The following is an 18,377-nucleotide window of genomic DNA, read 5'->3' on the forward strand; positions in this document are numbered from 1 at the left end:
TATGAGCCATCCCGACCTGATGACCCGCATCCGCGCTCTGCCGATCTGGCAGGGAGAGATCGAGGCCGCTCCGTTGACCGGTGGCATAACCAATGTGAACTACAAGGTCACGGATGGCAGCGGGTCTTATGTGGTGCGTGTAGGCGACGACATCCCCCTGCATCAGGTGATGCGGTTCAATGAGCTGGCCGCCAGCAAAGCCGCCCATGCGGCGGGTTTGTCGCCAGCGGTTGTACACTCGTCAGGCGATCTGACGGTGCTAGAGTTCATCGAAAGCCGTACACTGACCGAGGAAGATGTCCGCAACCCGGATATGCTGCCGCGCGTGCTGGAATTGGTTAAGGCGTGCCATGCCGAGGTACCGAAGCACCTGCGCGGTCCATCGCTGGTGTTCTGGGTGTTCCACGTCATCCGCGACTATGCCGCGACACTCACTGAACGCGGCAGTGTCCATACAACGCTGATCCCTGACCTGATCGATGCAGGCGCTACGTTGGAACGCGAGGCCGGCCCGTATGACATGGTGTTTGGCCATAACGATCTGCTCTGTGGCAACTTTCTGAACGACGGCAACCGCCTTTGGCTGATCGATTTCGACTATGCCGGGTTCAATTCTCCGCTGTTCGATCTGGGCGGGCTGGCGTCGAACAATGGCCTGTCGCCTGAACAGGAAGACTGGGTGTTGGAGAGCTATTTTGAAGCCCCGGTCACCGACGATCTGCGCCGCCGCTATACGGCGATGAAATGCGCCTCGCTGCTGCGGGAAACCATGTGGAGCATGGTGTCCGAGATCACCTCGGATATCGACTTTGATTACGCAGCCTACACAGCTGAAAACCTGGCGCGGTTCCGCGCAGCCCTAACCGATTTCAAAAACACCTGAGGACAGACATGACCGACCTTCCGAATACAGCCAAAGCCGTCATTATCGGTGGCGGGATCATCGGCTGCTCGACCGCCTATCACCTGGCCAAGCTGGGCTGGACGGATACGGTGCTGCTGGAGCGCAGGAAACTGACCTCGGGCACCACCTTCCACGCCGCAGGGCTGGTGGGACAGTTGCGTTCGAACGCCAATATCACGCAATTGCTGGGCTATTCCGTCGATCTGTACAACAAGATCGAAGAGGAAACAGGGCTTGGCACTGGCTGGAAGATGAACGGCGGCTTGCGTCTGGCCTGCAACGAAGAGCGCTGGACCGAGGTGAAACGCCAGGCCACTACGGCGCATTCCTTTGGTCTGGACATGCAGCTTCTGACCCCATCCGAGGCGCAGGAGCTGTGGCCCTTGATGGATGTCTCTGACGTGATCGGCGCGGCTTACCTGCCGACAGACGGTCAGGCGAACCCGTCAGATATCACGCAGGCATTGGCCAAGGGCGCCCGCATGGCCGGGGCGAAGATATTCGAAGATACCAAAGTCACCGATATCGAGATCGAAGATGGCAAAATTCGTGCGGTAATCACCGAACACGGTCGGATCGAGTGTGAAAAAGTGATCTGCTGCGCCGGGCAATGGTCCCGCACCTTTGCCAGCCGCTTTGGCGTCAACGTTCCTTTGGTTCCGATGGAGCACCAGTACATGGTGACAGAACCTTTCGACGTGCCCGGCAATCTGCCCACTTTGCGCGATCCCGACCGGCTGACTTACTACAAGGAAGAAGTCGGAGGTCTGGTCATGGGCGGCTATGAGCCGAACCCGATCCCCTGGGCCACCAAGGGTATTCCGCAAGGTTTCCACTATACCCTTCTCGACAGCAACTTCGATCATTTCGAACAGCTGATGGAACTTGCGCTGGGGCGCGTGCCCGCGTTGGAGAACGCTGGCGTCAAGACGCTGACCAACGGGCCGGAAAGCTTCACGCCCGACGGCAATTTCATCATCGGCGAAGCGCCCGAGTTGAGGAATTTTTTCGTCGGTGCGGGCTTCAATGCCTTTGGCATCGCGGCTGGCGGTGGTGCGGGCATGGCGCTGGCGGAATGGGTGCACAAGGGTGAGCCGCCCTTCGATTTGTGGTCTGCCGATATCCGCCGCTTTGGCCGCCCGCATTTCGACACCGACTGGGTTCGCACACGTACCGTCGAGGCATATGGCAAACACTACACGATGGGTTGGCCGCATGAGGAACATGACTCGGGCCGCCCCTGCCGAAAATCGCCGCTTTATGACACGCTGAAAAAGCAGGGCGCGTGTTTTGGCGAGAAACTGGGCTGGGAACGCCCCAACTGGTACGCGGACGCGTCAAAGGGCGAGGTGCCCAAGGATGAATACAGCTTTGGCCGCCAGAACTGGTTCGATGCTGTCGGGCGCGAACATAAAGCGGCACGCGAAGCGGCTGTGTTGTTCGATCAGACCTCTTTCGCCAAATTCGCCCTCAAGGGCCCGGATGCTTTGGCGGCGATGAACTGGATCTGTGCCAATGATGTGGACAAGCCGGTTGGTGCGCTTGTCTATACCCAAATGCTGAACGACAAGGGCGGGATCGAGTGTGACCTGACTGTTGGGCGCGTAGCCCATGATGAGTTCTATATCGTCACCGGCACCGGCTATGCCACCCGTGACTTCGACTGGATCAACCGCAGCATTCCCGAGGGCATGAATTGCCAGCTGTTCGATATCACCTCATCGAATGCGGTTCTGTCATTGATGGGGCCAAAATCGCGTGAGATTCTGGCGGCGGTGACGCGCGATGACGTCTCGAACAGCGGATTCAAGTTTGGCACGATCCGCACCATCGGGATCGCGGGGTGCCCGGTCAAGGCGCTGCGCGTGACTTATGTGGGTGAGCTGGGCTGGGAACTGCACCTGCCGGTGGAATATGCACAGACCGTGTATGACGCCTTGGCGGAGGCAGGGCGCCCGCATGGTTTGATCAATGCGGGCTACAGGGCAATTGAATCGCTGCGTCTTGAAAAAGGCTATCGCGCCTGGGGCTCGGATATCGGGCCGGATCATACGCCGTTCGAAAGCGGCTTGGGCTGGGCCGTGAAACTCCGGAAAAATATTGATTTTAAAGGGCGCGCCGCCTCTGAGGCGCAAAAAACCGGCGGCGTAAAGAAGATGCTGGCATGTTTCACGGTTGACCCCGAGGTTGTTCTTCTGGGGCGTGAAACGATCTATCGGAATGGCGAAAGGGTCGGATGGCTGACTTCGGGCGGCTATGGTTACACCGTCGGAAAGTCGATCGGCTACGGTTACATCCGAAACGCCAACGGTGTCGACGCACAATACGTCACATCAGGGACATATGAATTGGATGTCGCCACTCAGAGGGTTCCTTGCGAAGTGACGCTGGAACCGCTTTACGACCCGCAGATGAGCCGAGTGAAGGCCTGACCCGAGGGTGCAAGAGCTGATCAACAGACACACGCACAGCGATCGGAACACACGGGGAAAGCATGCAAACAGGGCAAATCCGCCCCGAATGTGCGAAAGTTCGTCGAATCTGACGGGTTCCGATCCATAAACCATTGATAAAGTTTCAGTATTGTCACACCTCATGCCCATCTGAAAACTGAACTGCAAGACTTCTCATTCAGCTTTCAGGGTAAACAACCTTTCATCCGTCGGAGATTGGATGACTTCAGCCGAAAGGACCGGAAATGGTAACCCCAGATGCGTTGACTGAGCATGCGATGAAGATTGCTGATATTGCCTCGGAATCCGCGATGCATTTTTTTCGGGGGTCTTTGGGCATTGAATTCAAACAGGATGAAAGCCCGGTGACGCAGGCCGACAAGGCAGTTGAGGCAGAAGTACGAACCTACCTGAAACAGCATTTTCCCGGACACGGCATCTTTGGCGAAGAGCACGGGCAAGAAGCAGGCGACGGGCGTCATATGTGGGTGATTGACCCGATTGACGGAACCCGTTCGTTTCTGTCCGGCCATCCTTTGTTCGGGTTTCTTTTGGCGCACCTTGTGGATGGGCGCCCTCGGTTGGGGCTGGTCGGAATGCCGGCCTTGCATGAGACCTATTTGGGTGTGGTTGGTAACGGGGCCAGCCTGAACGGGCGGCCGATAGAGGTGTCGCACACCACGCGTCTGGATCATTCGGTTTTGTATGTGAATGAAGGCGACAAGATTTTTTGCGACCATCCTGACCTGTTCAACCGGTTGATGAATGCAGGGCAGACGCGCCGATTTGCCTATGATTGTTACCCCCATGCCTTGCTTGCTTCGGGCCATGTCGATGCTGTGGTGGATTACGATCTGCAACCTTATGACTATCTGGCGCTTTCACCTCTGATCACGGCTGCTGGCGGAGTGATGACCGATTGGCACGGGCATGCGTTGGCCCTCGATTCAGATGGCGCGGTCGTTTCCGCCGCAACCCCTGAACTGCATGCTGAACTGCTTGACCTCATCAATGCTGAGAAATGACAGTGTTGCGCAACCTTGGAAAACTAGCTTCCGCGATCAGATTTGAACAAATACAAAAAGACAAAAAGTGATCCTATTGACGTTGTGACGATTCCGACGGGCAACTCCTGCGGGGCGAGAAGAAGGCGTGACAAGATATCGGACAATGTCAGCAGAATCGCGCCCACGATCGCCGAGACAATCAGCAGGTTTCGGTGCAGAGTACCGGCGATGCCGCGTGCAATATGAGGCACCATCAGCCCGACAAAGCCGATGACACCGGCAACTGAAACGAAACTGGCCGTCGCCAAAGCGGCAACGAAAAACATGCTGAACCGCAGACCTTGAACGGGAATACCCAGTGACGAGGCTGTGAAATCCCCGGTCAGCAGCGCGTCAAGCCACCGACTGCGATAAAGTGAATAGCTCAGGATCAGGCCCAGTCCGATCAGGACAAGCGGGAATGTTTCCCATCTTGCCAGTCCCAGGCCGCCAAGCATCCAGAATATCACCGAATGAGCCGCGCGATTGTCGCCAGAGAAAATAAGGTAGTTGGTGATTGCGGAAAACAGAAAGGACACCGCCAGGCCAGCCAGGATCAGTTTTTCGGGTGCGCTCGTACGCAAGCCCTGAACCAGCGCCAGAACAATGCCGGACGCGATCAGGCCACCGCAAAATGCTGCCAGCGGCAACGTCCAGATTCCCAGGACATCCCCTGTGACGGTGATCACCAGAACGGCGCCGGCAGCAGCACCCGAGGACAGACCGAACAGAAACGGATCTGCCAGATCGTTTCGCGTCGTTGTTTGCAGAACGACACCAACGACGCCCAGCCCCGCACCAATCACGGCGGCAAACAGGGCGCGGGGCAGGCGAAGGTCGAAGACGATCCGGTGCAAGGGCGACATGTCTCCTTCCACCATACCGGTTCCGAGGCCGATTGCCGAAAAGACTTCGCGCACGGGGATTGGGGTGGTCCCATAGACGATCGACAACAGCAAAAGGGCGGTCAGAACAACCGCCCCCAGCACTATCAAACGGCCCAATTGGACCATATCAGTTGGTCTCCGGGTGCATCGCCTGTGCCATCTTCTCGATCGCCTCGATATTTGCCGGGCCGGGAGTCAGCTCTTCGTAACGCAGGCCAATCCAGCGCTCGTTCTTTACCGCGTCCGTTTGTGACATCACCGGGTGATCCTTGAGGAACTGGAAAGTGTCCTCTGCGCCGTTGCCGGACTGATAGTCGAGCAGCACCAGAAATTCCGGGTTAGCCGCTGCCACAGCTTCCCACGACGTGCGGCCCCAGCTGGTATCCAGATCATGAGTTACGTTCTCACCGCCAGCGGCTGCGATCATCGCATCGGGAATGGCGAACTTGCCGGCGGTAAACGGAGCATCGGCCGGTCCGTCCAACAGGAATACCCGCGGCTTTTCCAGATCGGCTGTTTTTGCTTGAATGGCGGACAACTTGTCCTTCCAGCCGGCAACCAGCGCCTCGGCCTTGTCTTCGACCTGCATGACCTTGCCCAGGCGCAGAACGTCATCAAACAACAGGTTCATGCTGGCTTCGGGGCGATCCTCGTCCACATGCACGCAGCTTTCGGTCAGGATCATGGTCTTGATACCAAAGGGTTCCAGCGTGTCGGGCGTGACATCTCCGCCGGGTTTCATGCCATAGTACCAACCGGCAAAAAACAGATCAGGTTCGACGGCCACAAGGTTTTCAATCGTCGGGTATTTGGGGGCAAGCTCTGGGATGTCGCCGCGCTGAGCATCAAAGTCAGGGCTGGTTTTGTACCAGCCCGAAATCCCGGTAAGTCCCACGATCTCGTCCTGAAGGCCGAGTGCAAAGGCCATATCCGCCATGTTCATATCATGCACGACCAGACGTTCCGGTGCCGAGTCAAAAACCAGCGGTTCGCCGCAATTGTCCACGGTGACGGCTTCCGCTGCCACGCCACCTGCCAAGCCAGCGAAGACAACCACCGGCCAGAGTTTCTGCATCATATGTAAGCTCCTGTTATTATGACAATTTCCGTTTTCGGATGTCCAGTGCGGGGATCATGCGGCCTTCGTGCTGAAAGCACAGATAATCCACGCCGAATGTCTCACTTACCCGGTCTGGGGTCAGAACTTCGCCAACAGGCCCGAACCCCGTCAGGCGCGTGGCTTTCATCAACGCCACATGGGTGGCGAATTCCGGGATCATGACCAGATCATGGACGATCATGACGACCGTTACCCCCAGATCAGCGACCAGAGACAGCATGTGCCCCTTGGCATCGGGGTCCAGATGGTTGGTTGGCTCGTCCAGAAACAGCAAGGACGGGTTCTGGGCCAGCGCGCGCGCGATATGTGCGCGCTGACGTTCTCCGCCGGACAGTTGACCCATAGTTTTGTTGGCAAAATGCAACAGCTCGGTCGTCGTCAGCACCCGTTCAAGATCAGCCCTGTGCTGAGCCACCGAACGTTCGCCCTGAATCGGGATTTGCCCCAGCGCAACGTAGTCTTGCAGGCGCATCCGCCCGTCGGGCATTTCCTGCTGCCCGACCACAGCAATGGAGCGGGCACGTTGGCGGGCGGACAGGGTCCGAAGGCTTTGTCCTTCTATCCAAACATCGCCCAACGCAATCCGTTCAATCCCGCACAGCAGTTTCAGCAGAGTGGTTTTGCCGGCGCCGTTCGGCCCGGCGATTGCCAGAATTGATCCTTCTTCCAGACGAAAGGACACATCCTGCAACAGGATGTCGCCATTGAGCGCGTAGTATTCCAAATTCTCTGCAATCAGAAAACTCATGATGACCCCCCGAAAGGCAACGCGGGAATTCGCGATAAGGTCTTTGCGAAAAGGGCAGGGGGGCGGTCCGAGGCACTGGTCCAGCCGTCGTCGCTGTCGCCGAACTGGATCGCAAATTCGACCAAGGCAGACAGATCGCGGGATGTCGTGATATCGCCAAACAGGTACTGCGCTTTGCCCGGGGCCTGAAATCCGACGGTCATGGCCCGTTCACAGCCTGCCATGCAGGCCACCATTCGGGTTTCAAAACCGTCAGGCAACCGGGCATCCAGCGCGTCTTGCGCGGCTTCGGCAGACATCGTCCCCTGACATGTTGAACAGATCAGAACGTAGTGATCAGAATAGCAGGTCATTGCCTTCTCCGTCGTTTGCCAGATGCAGACAGAGGGCACATACCCGGATATTACGCAAACGCGCCATCAAGCCTCCTTCCGAGACGCCCCGCCTCGGGTTGGTTCATAGTGTGATGGCAGGTCTCCTGACTTGCGGGTCGTTGCTTGGCCGACCTTCCCAACCCTTTTGGGTCAGTGGTGAAGTGGCGTCGCTCACCGCTTACAGTTGCGGGGGCAGTCACGGACTTGGCACATTCCAGCGCCGCACCGTGTTCCCATTTTCATCCATTACGGAACCATCCCGCTCAGCTAGTCCGGCTACGCCTGACTTGTCAAGCGGCAGGCGAAAGGGTGGTGCACGGAATTGCAACGGTTGAGCCAGCGATCCTGGTGCGCCAGCCCGGACCGAACGGTGTCAATAGTCTGATACAAGAAGAAAATCCGGTTCGGTATCTTCCTCGACCTTTGAAAACCGTGGGATTGGCTTTTCAAACACATTGTCCGTTCGGTCGTCATTCACGGTCGATACCTCGCCAATAAGGCAATCGCCGCGCTCAGCCCAGAAAGCGTGCCAGATGCCGGGCATCAGAGTTACGCTTTGCCCCGGCTTCAGCCGCAAGTGCTCTTCGGGTTGCAAGGTTACAGGGCAGGCATCGCTTGGGACCGTCACCGGGTTGTCGCGGTCGACGCCACCGTTTGGATCCGACGCATGGATTTCCAGAACGAGATCGCCGCCGCCCCGGTTGATGATGTCTTCTGCCTTGATGATATGCCGGTGCATCGGAGAAAGCTGATTTTCTTTCGAGATCAACAGTTTTTCCGCATAGAGCATCCCGCGCCCGGATTTCAGATCCTTCGCCTCACCATTGCGCAAAGTGAATAGAAACAGTCCAAGTTCATCAAAACGGCCCTGGGCGTAATCGGTAATGTCCCATCCCAGCCCGCGGCTGCGGATCGTTTCGGCCAGAGGGCTGCGCATTTTCTCGGGCGACCAATCCGCAAAGGGTGGCAACACGGCACCGAAGGACCGAATGAACGCCTGTGCCCGGGTCTTGATACGGTTGATTTCGGATCGTTTCATCATGCCGTCCCACAGATCAAAGTTCGTGCGCCCAAGGGGGTTCTGCCCCGGCTCGGGAAACGGTCACGGCCGCCACGTCAGCGCCCAGTTCCATGGCTGCTTGCAGGCTTTCAACCGTCAATCCGCGCAGACCTGACTTGGTCAGATGCCCTGCGCGGCTGAGCTCGGTCAGAACGCCGGCGTTGAACGTGTCACCTGCGCCGATCGTATCGACCACTTCAACGGGTTTCACGGGAACCGAAACTTCGGAACCATCCGCCAGGTAACCGTGCGCCCCGTCACTGCCGCGCGTGACGATGACAACGGAAGGACCCGCCTGCAACAGCACAGACGCTTTTGCGGCTTCGGATTCAGCGCCCGGAATGATCCAGTCCAGGTCCTCGTCTGAAACCTTTACGATATCCGCACGCGAGATCATGCGGTTCAAACGCGTTCGAAACCGGGTTTGATCCTTGATGAAATCCGGGCGGATATTCGGGTCCAGCATCACCGCCCGGTCGGAACCGTGGCGGTCCAGAAGGGCGGCATATGCATCTGCGCAAGGTTCACACGCAAGGCTGATTCCGCCGAGATACAGGGCCGAGACAGCAGGAAGTTGATCGGGCATGTCTTCGGGCAGCAACATCCGGCCCGCGGTGTTTTCATCAACAAAGCTGTAAGTCGCGTGCCCATCCGAAAGCTGCACAAAGGCAAGCGTGGTGGGACGGTCCGAGATGATCACATGTGTTGTGTCCACATGGCTCGCTTTCAGCGCATCGATCAGTTGCTGTCCGAACATGTCCGATGACAAACCTGTCAGCATCCCTACTGGAACAGCCAGACGTCCCATTGCGACGGCTGTGTTCAGAACTGCACCACCAGTATGTGGCACAAAACCCAATGCGCCCGACGCGGTCGGTTCCGAGATCATATCTATCAGCGCTTCACCACAGCACAGGATCATATCTTGGTCCTTTTAGGTAAGAGATTTCGGTTAGTCTTGTTGCTGTCTCAGCGCGTTCTTGCAAAAGTTGTTTGCGCCGATGATCCCGAACTCTGCCTGTTCAGACACGTAAAGGTTCAGGGAGCGGCGCAAGTCGCTGAAGCGGCCGCCGCCGTTGAACGCATCCTTGAAGTTGTCGCTGAATAGCCAGCGGTTTTTCTCGGCAACGCCGCCGACGAGGAAAACGCCTCCCTCTGGCATCAAGGTGACCGCCAGATCACCCATCAAAGCACCCAGATGGGTGGTAAAAATCTGCGCGGCTTTTTCGGCGACCAGATCGGTACCGTTGCGGGCATCGTTCAGAATTTCCTTTGCAGAGCGCGCCTGAGACCGCGCCTGACCGGCTGCCAATTCAACCGCCTGATACAGGATCGGCAGGCCGGTTCCGCTCAGGAACATTTCTGCTTCCAGCGCCAGGCTGTCGCCAAAGAAACAGCCCGGTGCGATGCGACGTGCCGCCTCAAAGATATCAACTTCGTCGCGATGGCGCGGGTACAGGCCCACGTGCCCGCCTTCGCCGGAGACCGTGTGATACCTGCCTTCGGAAAAAAGCAAAGCACCAACGCCAAGCCCGGTTCCGGGCCCTACAACCAGCCGTGTGCCTGCGGGCGGCGCCTCCTGACCCTGCAAGACCGCAACATCCGACCGAGTCACCTCGGCCACTGACCACGCCGCAGCGGTGAAATCATTTATGACAAAAGTGCGCTCTGCTCCTGTTGCTTTCGTCAGCTCGGTTTCCGAAAGATCCAGGTTCGCGTTGGTCAACTGAATCGTTCCGTCCCTGACCGGCCCGGCTCCGGCTGCTACGACGGCCTGTGGGTTGGTTCCGATCTCGTCCCTGAGGTCATGGAACGCCTCGAGCAGATCTTCCAATGTCCCCGTAGGGTGTTTCCGAAGATCTGCCAATTCTCCGTTCGTAACAACGCCCAGACGTGTGTTCGTACCGCCGATATCCGCAACCAGGTTCCAATGCTCATGCACGGCACCGAATGGTTGCGCTAACGGCTGAGAGACACTCTGACCCCCGGACAGGGCGGATTTCAGCGCCATGAAAGACGCTTTGGGCGTTCTCGCAAGTGTTTCGAAATCCACGTCCACCAGTCCAAACCTCTTCTCGTACCCGAAGGCCCATTCATAATTGTCCAGCAGCGACCAGACAAAATAGCCATTCACCGGAACACCTTGTGCCAAAGCGTCCAGTACGGCCGCAAGGTGCTTGTCGAGATAATCGATACGATCATCGTCCTGCACGCGCTCCTCACTCGCCATACCGTTTTCGGTGATATAGATTGGAAGGGCGCCCGTATAGTCTTTCCTTGCTCTGACAAGAAAGCGGGTTAGGGCAGAGGGATCGATTTCCCATCCCATCTGCGTTTTGGGTAACGGTCCGGGAACCTCTTGCAGGCTGGGCCAAGCGGTGTCCGCCGGGGCTATCAACTTTCGGGTATAGTAGTTCAACCCGCACCAATCGACTTGTGTGCCGATGGTTTCAAAGTCGTTCTGCCAGCCCTTGGGCAAGTGCGGCTCCAACCCCTCCAAGGCTATTTGGGGATATCCCTTGTTGAAGACACCGCCAAGGAAGAACCGGTTGTAGATCGCATCGTAGCGATCTGCCGCAAGCCGCGCATCTGCGCTGTCATCCGCGGGCTCGGACCATTCGAGGTTGAACACGGCACCCAGATTGCCCATCCCAAGACTGCGCATGGTCTGAATGGCCCGCCCGTGTGCCAACAAAACGTGATGCATCGCCCGGGCGGCGGCGCGGATATCGCGCAGACCGGGCGCATGGTGGCCTTCAAAATGGCTCAGCCAACTGACACACCAGGGTTCGTTGATCGGCGCGGCACTGAACATCCGGTCTCCGATCCGACCCATGATGACCTGCGTATAATCCGCAAACCAATCCGCGATGTCGCGATTGCACCATCCCCCCTGATCCGCAAGCGCTGACGGCAATTCCCAATGATAAAGCGTCACACAGGGGCGGATACCGCGCTCCAGCAGGGCGTCCGCCAATCGGTCATAATAATCCAACCCTGCCTGATTGACCGGACCACGCCCGTCCGGCAGTACGCGTGCCCAGCTGGTTGAAAAACGATAACAGTCAAACCCGGCCTCGCGCACCAGATCGAAATCCTGCTCGAACCGGTTCAAGTGATCGCAGGCGACGTCTCCGTTTTCCCCGCGCACCACGTTGCCCGGCGACGCCGCAAAGGTATCCCAATGAGTTCGCCCCGCCCCGCCCTGTGCGTGGCCTTCGATCTGGTACGCAGAAGTGGCAACACCAAAGAGAAAATCTTTGGGAAAATCAGCGCGTGCGTGTTTCATGGGTGCACCCTGTTGGTCGCAGGGCCGGTTGACCTGCCAACGACCAGCTCGGCCTCCAGCAGCCTGGTTTTGACGGGATCATTCGGGGATTTGATGCGCTGGATCAACATGTCAGCCGCCATTTCACCCGCCTGACGGACGGATGAGCGTGTTGCCGTGAAAATCGGAACATCCTGCCCGTTCTTCAAATAGGACAGGTCGTCGTCATGGGCGATCACTGACACATCCCTACCCATCTCAAGCCCGTATTCGGACAGCGCACGCCGTACGCCGATGGCAGAGATCATCGATGAACACAAAATAGCGGTCGGAGGGGAATCGAGGCGCAACATGTTCTGCGTTTCGTGATGGCCGTAAACCTCTGTCATTTCAGCGCTGCGCATCAGATTTGCATCGGGCGCAAGCCCGGCCTGACCAAGCGCCTCAAGATATCCGTCGCGGCGGCGTTGGGCAAAATCCATATCTTCCAGACCGTTGATCAGAGCGATACGGCGATGGCCAAGGTCAATCAGAAAGCGCGTGGCGCGCATGAACGAACTTTTGTTGTTCACGTCGATCCAGTCATACTGAGCGTCGACGCCGGTCGAGCGTCCGTGCACGATGAATGGGACGCCCATGCGGGTCAGGACTTCGATCCGTGGTTCGTTTACTTTAGGGCCTTGCAGCACGACTCCGTCCACCGCGCCGCGCTTAAAAAGACTCCGATACGCTTCTTCAATCGAAGTGTCGTCGGCATTGGTGAACATCATGTCATAGCCATGTTCAGCGTATTTCTTTGCGGCACCGGCGACGAAATCTCCGAAGATCGGGTTGACCATTTCATGCCGGGACGAGCTGGGAATGACGTGGCCGATCACCATCGATCGTCCGGTCGCAAGCCCTTTGGCGCGACTGTTCGGCCGGTACCCGTGTTTGCGTGCCGCGGCTTGAACGCGCGCACGTGTGTCCTCGCTCACTTCGGGGTACCCGTTCAGCGCCCGGCTGACCGTAGTTTGCGAAAGGCCCAGAACTTCCGAGAGCTGCTTCAGGTTCATTTTACGATTCAAAGCGCCTTAAATTGAGTGGCTCTTTTTTGTTTTGTGAGCAAATACGGCATCCGTCAACTTGTTTTGCGTTAAAAGCAAAAAATATAATTTATTTTGGCGCTGGGAAGCAAAATATTGACAGGGTGCCGATGTTAGCGGATAACACACGTCATCCAAAGCGCTTTGAAAGCGAGTCTTTGAGTACATGAAAGCTTGGGAGGAGGATTTGATGAAACACGGGCTTTACGCAGGTGCGGCGGCACTCGCCCTGATGGCCGGATCAGTTCAGGCAGAGGGTGAGATGATCCACGCCGTCGGCGAGGGCAGTTTTGACTGGGATGGGTTTCAGGCCTTTGCCGAAGCGAATGATCTTTCCGGCGAAAGCCTGACCATTTTCGGCCCCTGGCTGGCTGGCGAGGGCAAGTCCTTCGAAAACCTCGTGGCCTATTTCGATGAGGCAACAGGCGCGAATTCCAGCTATGTGGGTTCGGATTCTCTGGAACAGCAGATCCTGATTGATGCGGCCGCAGGCTCGGCGCCGAATCTGACTGTTTTCCCGCAGCCTGGTTTGGCGGCAAACCTCGCAAAACAGGGCTATCTGACGCCATTGGCCGAAGGCACTGCGGACTGGATCAAGGAAAACTTCGCCGCGGGACAATCCTGGGTCGATCTGGGTACGTTTGAGGACGCGGAAGGGTCTGACGATTTTTACGGGTTCTTCTTCAATGTGAACGTCAAATCGCTGGTTTGGTACGTGCCCGAAAACTTCGAAGACTTTGGGTATGAAGTGCCCGAAACCATGGAAGAATTCAAGGCTCTGATGGATCAGATGGTCGAGGACGGCGAGACGCCTTTGTGCGTCGGTCTGGCCTCGGGCGGCGCAACGGGTTGGCCTGCGACGGACTGGGTCGAGGATCTTATGCTGCGTACGCAACCACCTGAAGTCTATGACCAATGGGTTTCGAACGAAATGAAGTTCGATGATCCCCGCGTCATAGCCGCGATTGAGGAATATGGCAGCTTTACCCGGAATGACGACTATGTCGTAGGTGACGCAGACGACACGGCGGCAATCGATTTCCGTGACAGCCCCAAAGGTCTTTTCGATAGCCCGCCCGCTTGCATGATGCATCGTCAGGCTTCGTTTATTCCCGCCTATTTTCCGGAAGGCACCGAATTGGGGGTGGATGCTGATTTCTTCTACTTCCCGGCTTATGCCGAAAAAGACCTGGGGACACCGGTACTTGGGGCAGGGACATTGTTCACAATCACCAACCCAAACCCTGCTGCCGAAGCCTTTCTGGAGTTCCTCAAGACACCTTTCGCCCATGAGATCATGATGTCGCAGGACGGTTTCCTGACGCCACATCTGGGTGCGGACCCGGCGAACTATTCGAATGATTCACAGCGGGGACAGGGTGAAATTCTGACCAACGCAACGACCTTCCGCTTTGACGGGTCCGACCTGATGCCCGGTGCAGTCGGGGCAGGTACGTTCTGGACCGGGATGGTCGATTACTCGTCGGGTGCAAAAGATGCAGCCACCGTGGCACGTGAAATCCAGGCCTCCTGGGACGCAATCAAGTGACCAACTCATGGGGCGGTCCTGAGGCCGCCCCGTTTGCCAAACGGATGGGCGTATCATGACACCCGCATTACAAGGCCTGCTGACGATCGCCATCGGCGTGTCGGGTTGCGTGGGCTACTTCTATCTTTCCAACCAGTTTCTGGACAAAGTCCTGTTTCCGCCGCGCGGGCCAAAGGCGGGCCGAAACATCAACCGTGCGAACTTGATCCGCCCGTGGTTGTTTCTGTTCCCGGCGCTTGCTGCATTGGGGCTGTATCTGGCGTATCCGGTGGTTGAAACCTTGCGCCTTTCGCTTACGGAACGCGTGCCCGGTGGCGGATACCGTTGGGTTGGCCTGGACAACTATACCCAAATGGCGGCGGAGCCGAAGTTTTGGGAAGCCATGCGCAACAACATGTTCTGGCTGATCGTCGTGCCGGCCATGTCAACGGCTTTTGGTCTTCTCGTGGCGCAACTGACCGACCGCATCCGCTGGGGCAACTTTGCCAAATCCCTGATTTTCATGCCGATGGCCATTTCATTTGTTGGTGCATCGGTGATCTGGAAACTGGTTTATGATGCGCGACCAGCGGAACAGGACCAGATAGGCATCCTGAACGCGCTGTACATCTTCTTCGGCGGAACCGAACCCAACACTTGGTTAACAATCCCCTTCTGGAACAGTTTCTTTCTGATGGTTGTCCTGATCTGGATACAGACGGGTTTCGCGATGGTCATCCTGTCGGCGGCCTTGCGCGGTATTCCCGAAGAAACCATCGAGGCGGCCATTTTGGATGGGGCCAATCCCTTTCAGATCTTCTTCAAGATCAAGGTACCGCAGATCAAAACCACGATCCTTGTTGTTTGGACGACGATCACGATCACCGTTCTCAAAGTGTTCGACATCGTCTTTGCCATGACGAACGGCCAGTGGGAGACGCAGGTGCTGGCAAACTACATGTACGACAAGCTTTTCCGGGCCAATGACTGGGGCGTCGGATCCGCCTCGGCCATGGTGATCATGTTGCTTGTTACGCCGATCCTCGTCTGGAACGTGCGCAACGCGCGCAAGGAGATGGAGTAAGCCATGAGCGATATCGCCGGAACCAAACCAGCGCTCAGATGGGTGGTGCATCTGTCAGTCATCTTCCTGGTGGCTCTTTGGGTCATTCCTACGCTTGGCTTGTTGATTTCGTCCTTTCGGACGGCAGATCAGATTTCGTCCAGCGGCTGGTGGCGGTCGCTGTTTCCCTCTGAACAAAACCTGACGCTTCGCAGTGCCGCGCCCGAGACGCAGGTGCTGGAAAACGGACTGTATGTCATTCAGGGGGCGTTGTTCGGCGAAGATGAGCAAGCAACGATTTCCAGATGGGGGATCAGTTCGCGCGAGGTTGATGCATTTGAACCGGGCCAAACAGCCGAGCTGCGCCGAGGTGGTACGATCACGGTGGATGCGGCGGGCAACTATCGTATGGAAAACACCGAGGAATTCACCGGGAAACGTGGTGCGCGCATCTTCGTAACAGCGGAACTGCCACCCGAGTTCACTTTGGAAAACTACCGAAAGGTTCTTCTGGATCAAAGCAGTACGGACAGCATGGCCAAGGCGTTCTTCAACACGCTGACGGTGACCATCCCTGCAACAATCATCCCGATTCTGGTTGCCGCCTTTGCGGCTTATGCGCTGGCGTGGATGGAGTTTCCCGGGCGCGCCCTGCTGATTGCGGCCGTTGTTGGCCTTTTGGTCGTTCCGCTTCAATTGGCCTTGATCCCGTTGCTGAAATTTCACCTCAATATCGGGATCGGCAAAGGCTATCTGGGAGTCTGGCTTGCGCATACAGGCTTTGGGATGCCCCTGGCGATTTACCTGCTGCGCAACTACATGGCCGGATTGCCGCGTGATCTGATCGAAAACGCCCGCGTCGATGGCGCCACAGAGTTTCAGATCTTTACCAAACTGATCCTGCCACTCAGCTTCCCGGCGCTGGCGTCTTTCGCGATTTTCCAGTTCCTGTGGACATGGAATGACCTGCTTGTTGCCAAGGTTTTCCTGATCGACGCGACCGGCCAGACAACCGTGATGACGAACCGCATCGTCGAACTGCTGGGTACACGTGGCGGCAATTGGGAAATCCTTGCGACCGCTGCCTTTGTCTCGATCTTCGTGCCGCTGGTCGTCTTCTTCGCAATGCAAAAATACCTGGTCCGGGGCCTGCTGGCCGGATCTGTCAAATAGAGGCGTCTGATGAACGTGCAGAACAACCCTGAACAATGCAAAGCAACGAAACTGTCTTCGGACTGGTGGCGCGGTGGTGTGATCTATCAGATCTACCCACGCAGTTTTCAGGACAGCAACGGGGATGGGATCGGTGATTTGAAGGGCATCACTGCGCGACTGGATTACATCGCCTCGCTGGGCGTTGATGCAATCTGGATCTCGCCGTTTTTCAAATCGCCGATGAAGGATTTTGGTTACGACGTCAGCGATTATCGCGACGTCGACCCCATGTTCGGAACGCTTGAGGACTTCAAAGAACTTCTGGATCAGGCGCATGCCAAAGGGTTGAAGATCATGATCGATCTGGTTCTGTCGCACACGTCGGACCAGCACCCTTGGTTCAGCGAAAGCCGCAGCAGCCGTGAAAACCCGAAATCCGATTGGTATGTGTGGGCTGACCCCAAGCCGGATGGCACGCCACCAAACAACTGGCTTTCGATCTTCGGCGGCTCGGCCTGGCAATGGGATGCCCGACGGCTGCAATATTATCTGCACAACTTCTTGACATCGCAGCCGGATCTGAATTTCCACTGCCCGAATGTTCAGGATGCGTTGCTGGACGTGGCGCGGTTCTGGCTTGATCTGGGAGTGGATGGCTTTCGGCTGGATACCATCAATTTCTATTTCCACGACAAGGCGCTGCGCGACAATCCTGCGCTGCCGATGGATCAACGCAACGCCACGATCGCACCGGCCGTGAACCCCTACAACCATCAGGACCACCTGTTTTCAAAAAGCCAGCCCGAGAACATCGCCTTCCTCGAAAGACTGCGGGCCTTGACGGACGAATATGAAGGCCGGGCTTGTCTGGGCGAGGTCGGAGATGCGCAGCGTGGGCTCGAGATCATGGGCGAATACACATCCGGGGATAAGCGGATGCACATGTGCTATGCCTTCGAGTTCCTGGAAAAACGTGCATTGACGGCCACTTACACCAAGCACGTTTTCGACCAGTTGGAAGCGAAGGCAGGTGACGCATGGCCATGTTGGGCATTTTCCAACCACGACGTGCAGCGTCACGTCTCGCGCTGGAATCTGGATGACGCCGCAACCCGCCAGCACGCGGTTCTCATGATGTGCCTGCGCGGCTCTGCCTGCCTTTATCAGGGCGAAGAACTGGGCCTGCACGAAGCGGATGTGCCGTTCGAGAAACTGCAAGACCCCTACGGCATCGAGTTCTGGCCCGAATACAAGGGCCGCGATGGCTGCCGCACACCGATGGTTTGGGCGGCACAAGATGAACAATCGGGTTTCAGCACAGCAGAGCCCTGGCTGCCGGTAAGCGCACAGCAGGCCGGGCAGGCGGTGGACCGATTGGAGGCGGATCCAGGCTCGATGTTGAACCACTACCGTCGCGCCATTGCCTTGCGGCATGCGCATCCTGCTTTGGCAACGGGGGCGCAGACCGGCATGACGGAAACGGGTTCGATTCTGTCTTTTATGCGTGAGGATTCGCATAAGCAGATATTCTGCGCGTTCAATCTGGGCACGGATTCTGCCGCGTTCAAGCTGCCCGAAGGCAGTTGGCGGGTCATGGGTCAGGACCTGGGCGGTGTCGAAGGAAGCGGCAACGTTGTCCTGAACGCGGCGCAGTTCATCCTGATGTACAGGAAAAAGGGATAAAGC

At 57.2% G+C, this 18,377-nt stretch carries 15 protein-coding genes, 1 pseudogene and 1 riboswitch; of the genes and pseudogenes, 7 read left to right on the forward strand and 9 right to left on the reverse strand.

What is annotated here, in order from left to right:
* Position 1 precedes the first annotated feature (1 nt).
* From ACR0LI_RS09145 to ACR0LI_RS09155, 3 genes are all read left to right on the forward strand, one after another.
* A complete protein-coding gene (locus ACR0LI_RS09145) occupies positions 2–883 on the forward strand; it encodes a phosphotransferase (RefSeq protein ID WP_480718378.1) in 882 nt (293 codons plus the stop codon).
* Between the two features lie 8 nt (positions 884–891).
* Entirely contained in the window at positions 892–3,336 is a 2,445-nt protein-coding gene (locus tag ACR0LI_RS09150; RefSeq protein ID WP_480718379.1) for a GcvT family protein, read from the forward strand.
* 266 nt (positions 3,337–3,602) lie between these two features.
* Positions 3,603–4,382 (forward strand): inositol monophosphatase family protein, encoded by a 780-nt coding sequence (locus ACR0LI_RS09155; protein ID WP_209833881.1) that lies wholly within the window; start codon positions 3,603–3,605, stop codon positions 4,380–4,382.
* A 23-nt stretch (positions 4,383–4,405) separates the two neighbouring features.
* Here ACR0LI_RS09155 and ACR0LI_RS09160 read toward each other — a convergent pair whose 3' ends face one another.
* From ACR0LI_RS09160 to ACR0LI_RS09200, 9 genes and pseudogenes are all read right to left on the reverse strand, one after another.
* On the reverse strand, positions 4,406–5,416 hold the full coding sequence (locus tag ACR0LI_RS09160; RefSeq protein ID WP_171636159.1) for a FecCD family ABC transporter permease: 1,011 nt from the start codon (positions 5,414–5,416) through the stop codon (positions 4,406–4,408).
* A 1-nt stretch (position 5,417) separates the two neighbouring features.
* Positions 5,418–6,368, reverse strand: coding sequence for an ABC transporter substrate-binding protein (locus ACR0LI_RS09165; protein WP_480718380.1), 951 nt, complete (start codon positions 6,366–6,368; stop codon positions 5,418–5,420).
* Positions 6,369–6,384: 16 nt separating this feature from the next.
* A complete protein-coding gene (locus tag ACR0LI_RS09170; RefSeq protein ID WP_171723794.1) occupies positions 6,385–7,158 on the reverse strand; it encodes an ABC transporter ATP-binding protein in 774 nt (257 codons plus the stop codon).
* The gene (locus tag ACR0LI_RS09175; RefSeq protein ID WP_171636155.1) at positions 7,155–7,511 is read right to left on the reverse strand and encodes a DUF1636 family protein; all 357 of its coding nucleotides are present in this window, start codon (positions 7,509–7,511) and stop codon (positions 7,155–7,157) included. Before ACR0LI_RS09175 ends, ACR0LI_RS09170 begins: the two co-directional genes overlap by 4 nt.
* A 98-nt stretch (positions 7,512–7,609) precedes the next feature.
* A riboswitch (cobalamin riboswitch) is annotated at positions 7,610–7,806 on the reverse strand.
* Between the two features lie 99 nt (positions 7,807–7,905).
* Complete coding sequence (locus tag ACR0LI_RS09180) at positions 7,906–8,571, reverse strand: D-lyxose/D-mannose family sugar isomerase (protein ID WP_480718381.1); 666 nt, start codon at positions 8,569–8,571, stop codon at positions 7,906–7,908.
* A 16-nt stretch (positions 8,572–8,587) separates the two neighbouring features.
* Positions 8,588–9,514, reverse strand: a complete 927-nt coding sequence (locus ACR0LI_RS09185; protein WP_480718382.1) for a carbohydrate kinase family protein — start codon at positions 9,512–9,514, stop codon at positions 8,588–8,590.
* A 30-nt stretch (positions 9,515–9,544) separates the two neighbouring features.
* On the reverse strand, positions 9,545–10,603 hold the full coding sequence (locus tag ACR0LI_RS09190) for a glucokinase (RefSeq protein WP_480718469.1): 1,059 nt from the start codon (positions 10,601–10,603) through the stop codon (positions 9,545–9,547).
* Positions 10,577–11,881, reverse strand: a pseudogene (locus ACR0LI_RS09195) (GH1 family beta-glucosidase); the annotation flags it as partial. The pseudogene ACR0LI_RS09195 and the gene ACR0LI_RS09190, both read right to left, overlap by 27 nt.
* Positions 11,878–12,915, reverse strand: coding sequence for a LacI family DNA-binding transcriptional regulator (locus tag ACR0LI_RS09200; RefSeq protein ID WP_480718383.1), 1,038 nt, complete (start codon positions 12,913–12,915; stop codon positions 11,878–11,880). The gene ACR0LI_RS09200 and the pseudogene ACR0LI_RS09195, both read right to left, overlap by 4 nt.
* Positions 12,916–13,135: 220 nt before the next feature.
* On the opposite strand from ACR0LI_RS09200, the gene ACR0LI_RS09205 reads away from it, so the two are divergent.
* From ACR0LI_RS09205 to ACR0LI_RS09220, 4 genes are read left to right on the forward strand one after another with little or no spacing between them, the layout of a single operon-like run.
* Positions 13,136–14,494 (forward strand): ABC transporter substrate-binding protein, encoded by a 1,359-nt coding sequence (locus tag ACR0LI_RS09205; protein WP_171723789.1) that lies wholly within the window; start codon positions 13,136–13,138, stop codon positions 14,492–14,494.
* 55 nt (positions 14,495–14,549) lie between these two features.
* Positions 14,550–15,557 carry a carbohydrate ABC transporter permease gene (locus ACR0LI_RS09210; protein ID WP_171723788.1) on the forward strand — a complete coding sequence of 336 codons (1,008 nt, stop codon included), beginning with the start codon at positions 14,550–14,552 and terminating at the stop codon, positions 15,555–15,557.
* A 3-nt stretch (positions 15,558–15,560) separates the two neighbouring features.
* The gene (locus tag ACR0LI_RS09215; RefSeq protein ID WP_171636140.1) at positions 15,561–16,709 is read left to right on the forward strand and encodes a carbohydrate ABC transporter permease; all 1,149 of its coding nucleotides are present in this window, start codon (positions 15,561–15,563) and stop codon (positions 16,707–16,709) included.
* Between the two features lie 9 nt (positions 16,710–16,718).
* On the forward strand, positions 16,719–18,374 hold the full coding sequence (locus ACR0LI_RS09220) for an alpha-glucosidase (RefSeq protein WP_480718384.1): 1,656 nt from the start codon (positions 16,719–16,721) through the stop codon (positions 18,372–18,374).
* Positions 18,375–18,377 lie beyond the last annotated feature (3 nt).

The sequence above is a fragment of the Ruegeria sp. CL7 genome (genome assembly GCF_056536445.1).

Bases quoted from the DNA above. Each gene is read 5' to 3' on its own strand.
- ACR0LI_RS09145 (WP_480718378.1), top strand. From the start codon at position 2: ATGAGCCATCCCGACCTGATGACCCGCATCCGCGCTCTGCCGATCTGG.
- ACR0LI_RS09150 (WP_480718379.1), top strand. From the start codon at position 892: ATGACCGACCTTCCGAATACAGCCAAAGCCGTCATTATCGGTGGCGGG.
- ACR0LI_RS09155 (WP_209833881.1), top strand. From the start codon at position 3,603: ATGGTAACCCCAGATGCGTTGACTGAGCATGCGATGAAGATTGCTGAT.
- ACR0LI_RS09160 (WP_171636159.1), bottom strand. From the start codon at position 5,416: ATGGTCCAATTGGGCCGTTTGATAGTGCTGGGGGCGGTTGTTCTGACC.
- ACR0LI_RS09165 (WP_480718380.1), bottom strand. From the start codon at position 6,368: ATGATGCAGAAACTCTGGCCGGTGGTTGTCTTCGCTGGCTTGGCAGGT.
- ACR0LI_RS09170 (WP_171723794.1), bottom strand. From the start codon at position 7,158: ATGAGTTTTCTGATTGCAGAGAATTTGGAATACTACGCGCTCAATGGC.
- ACR0LI_RS09175 (WP_171636155.1), bottom strand. From the start codon at position 7,511: ATGACCTGCTATTCTGATCACTACGTTCTGATCTGTTCAACATGTCAG.
- ACR0LI_RS09180 (WP_480718381.1), bottom strand. From the start codon at position 8,571: ATGAAACGATCCGAAATCAACCGTATCAAGACCCGGGCACAGGCGTTC.
- ACR0LI_RS09185 (WP_480718382.1), bottom strand. From the start codon at position 9,514: ATGATCCTGTGCTGTGGTGAAGCGCTGATAGATATGATCTCGGAACCG.
- ACR0LI_RS09190 (WP_480718469.1), bottom strand. From the start codon at position 10,603: ATGGCGCTGAAATCCGCCCTGTCCGGGGGTCAGAGTGTCTCTCAGCCG.
- ACR0LI_RS09200 (WP_480718383.1), bottom strand. From the start codon at position 12,915: ATGAACCTGAAGCAGCTCTCGGAAGTTCTGGGCCTTTCGCAAACTACG.
- ACR0LI_RS09205 (WP_171723789.1), top strand. From the start codon at position 13,136: ATGAAACACGGGCTTTACGCAGGTGCGGCGGCACTCGCCCTGATGGCC.
- ACR0LI_RS09210 (WP_171723788.1), top strand. From the start codon at position 14,550: ATGACACCCGCATTACAAGGCCTGCTGACGATCGCCATCGGCGTGTCG.
- ACR0LI_RS09215 (WP_171636140.1), top strand. From the start codon at position 15,561: ATGAGCGATATCGCCGGAACCAAACCAGCGCTCAGATGGGTGGTGCAT.
- ACR0LI_RS09220 (WP_480718384.1), top strand. From the start codon at position 16,719: ATGAACGTGCAGAACAACCCTGAACAATGCAAAGCAACGAAACTGTCT.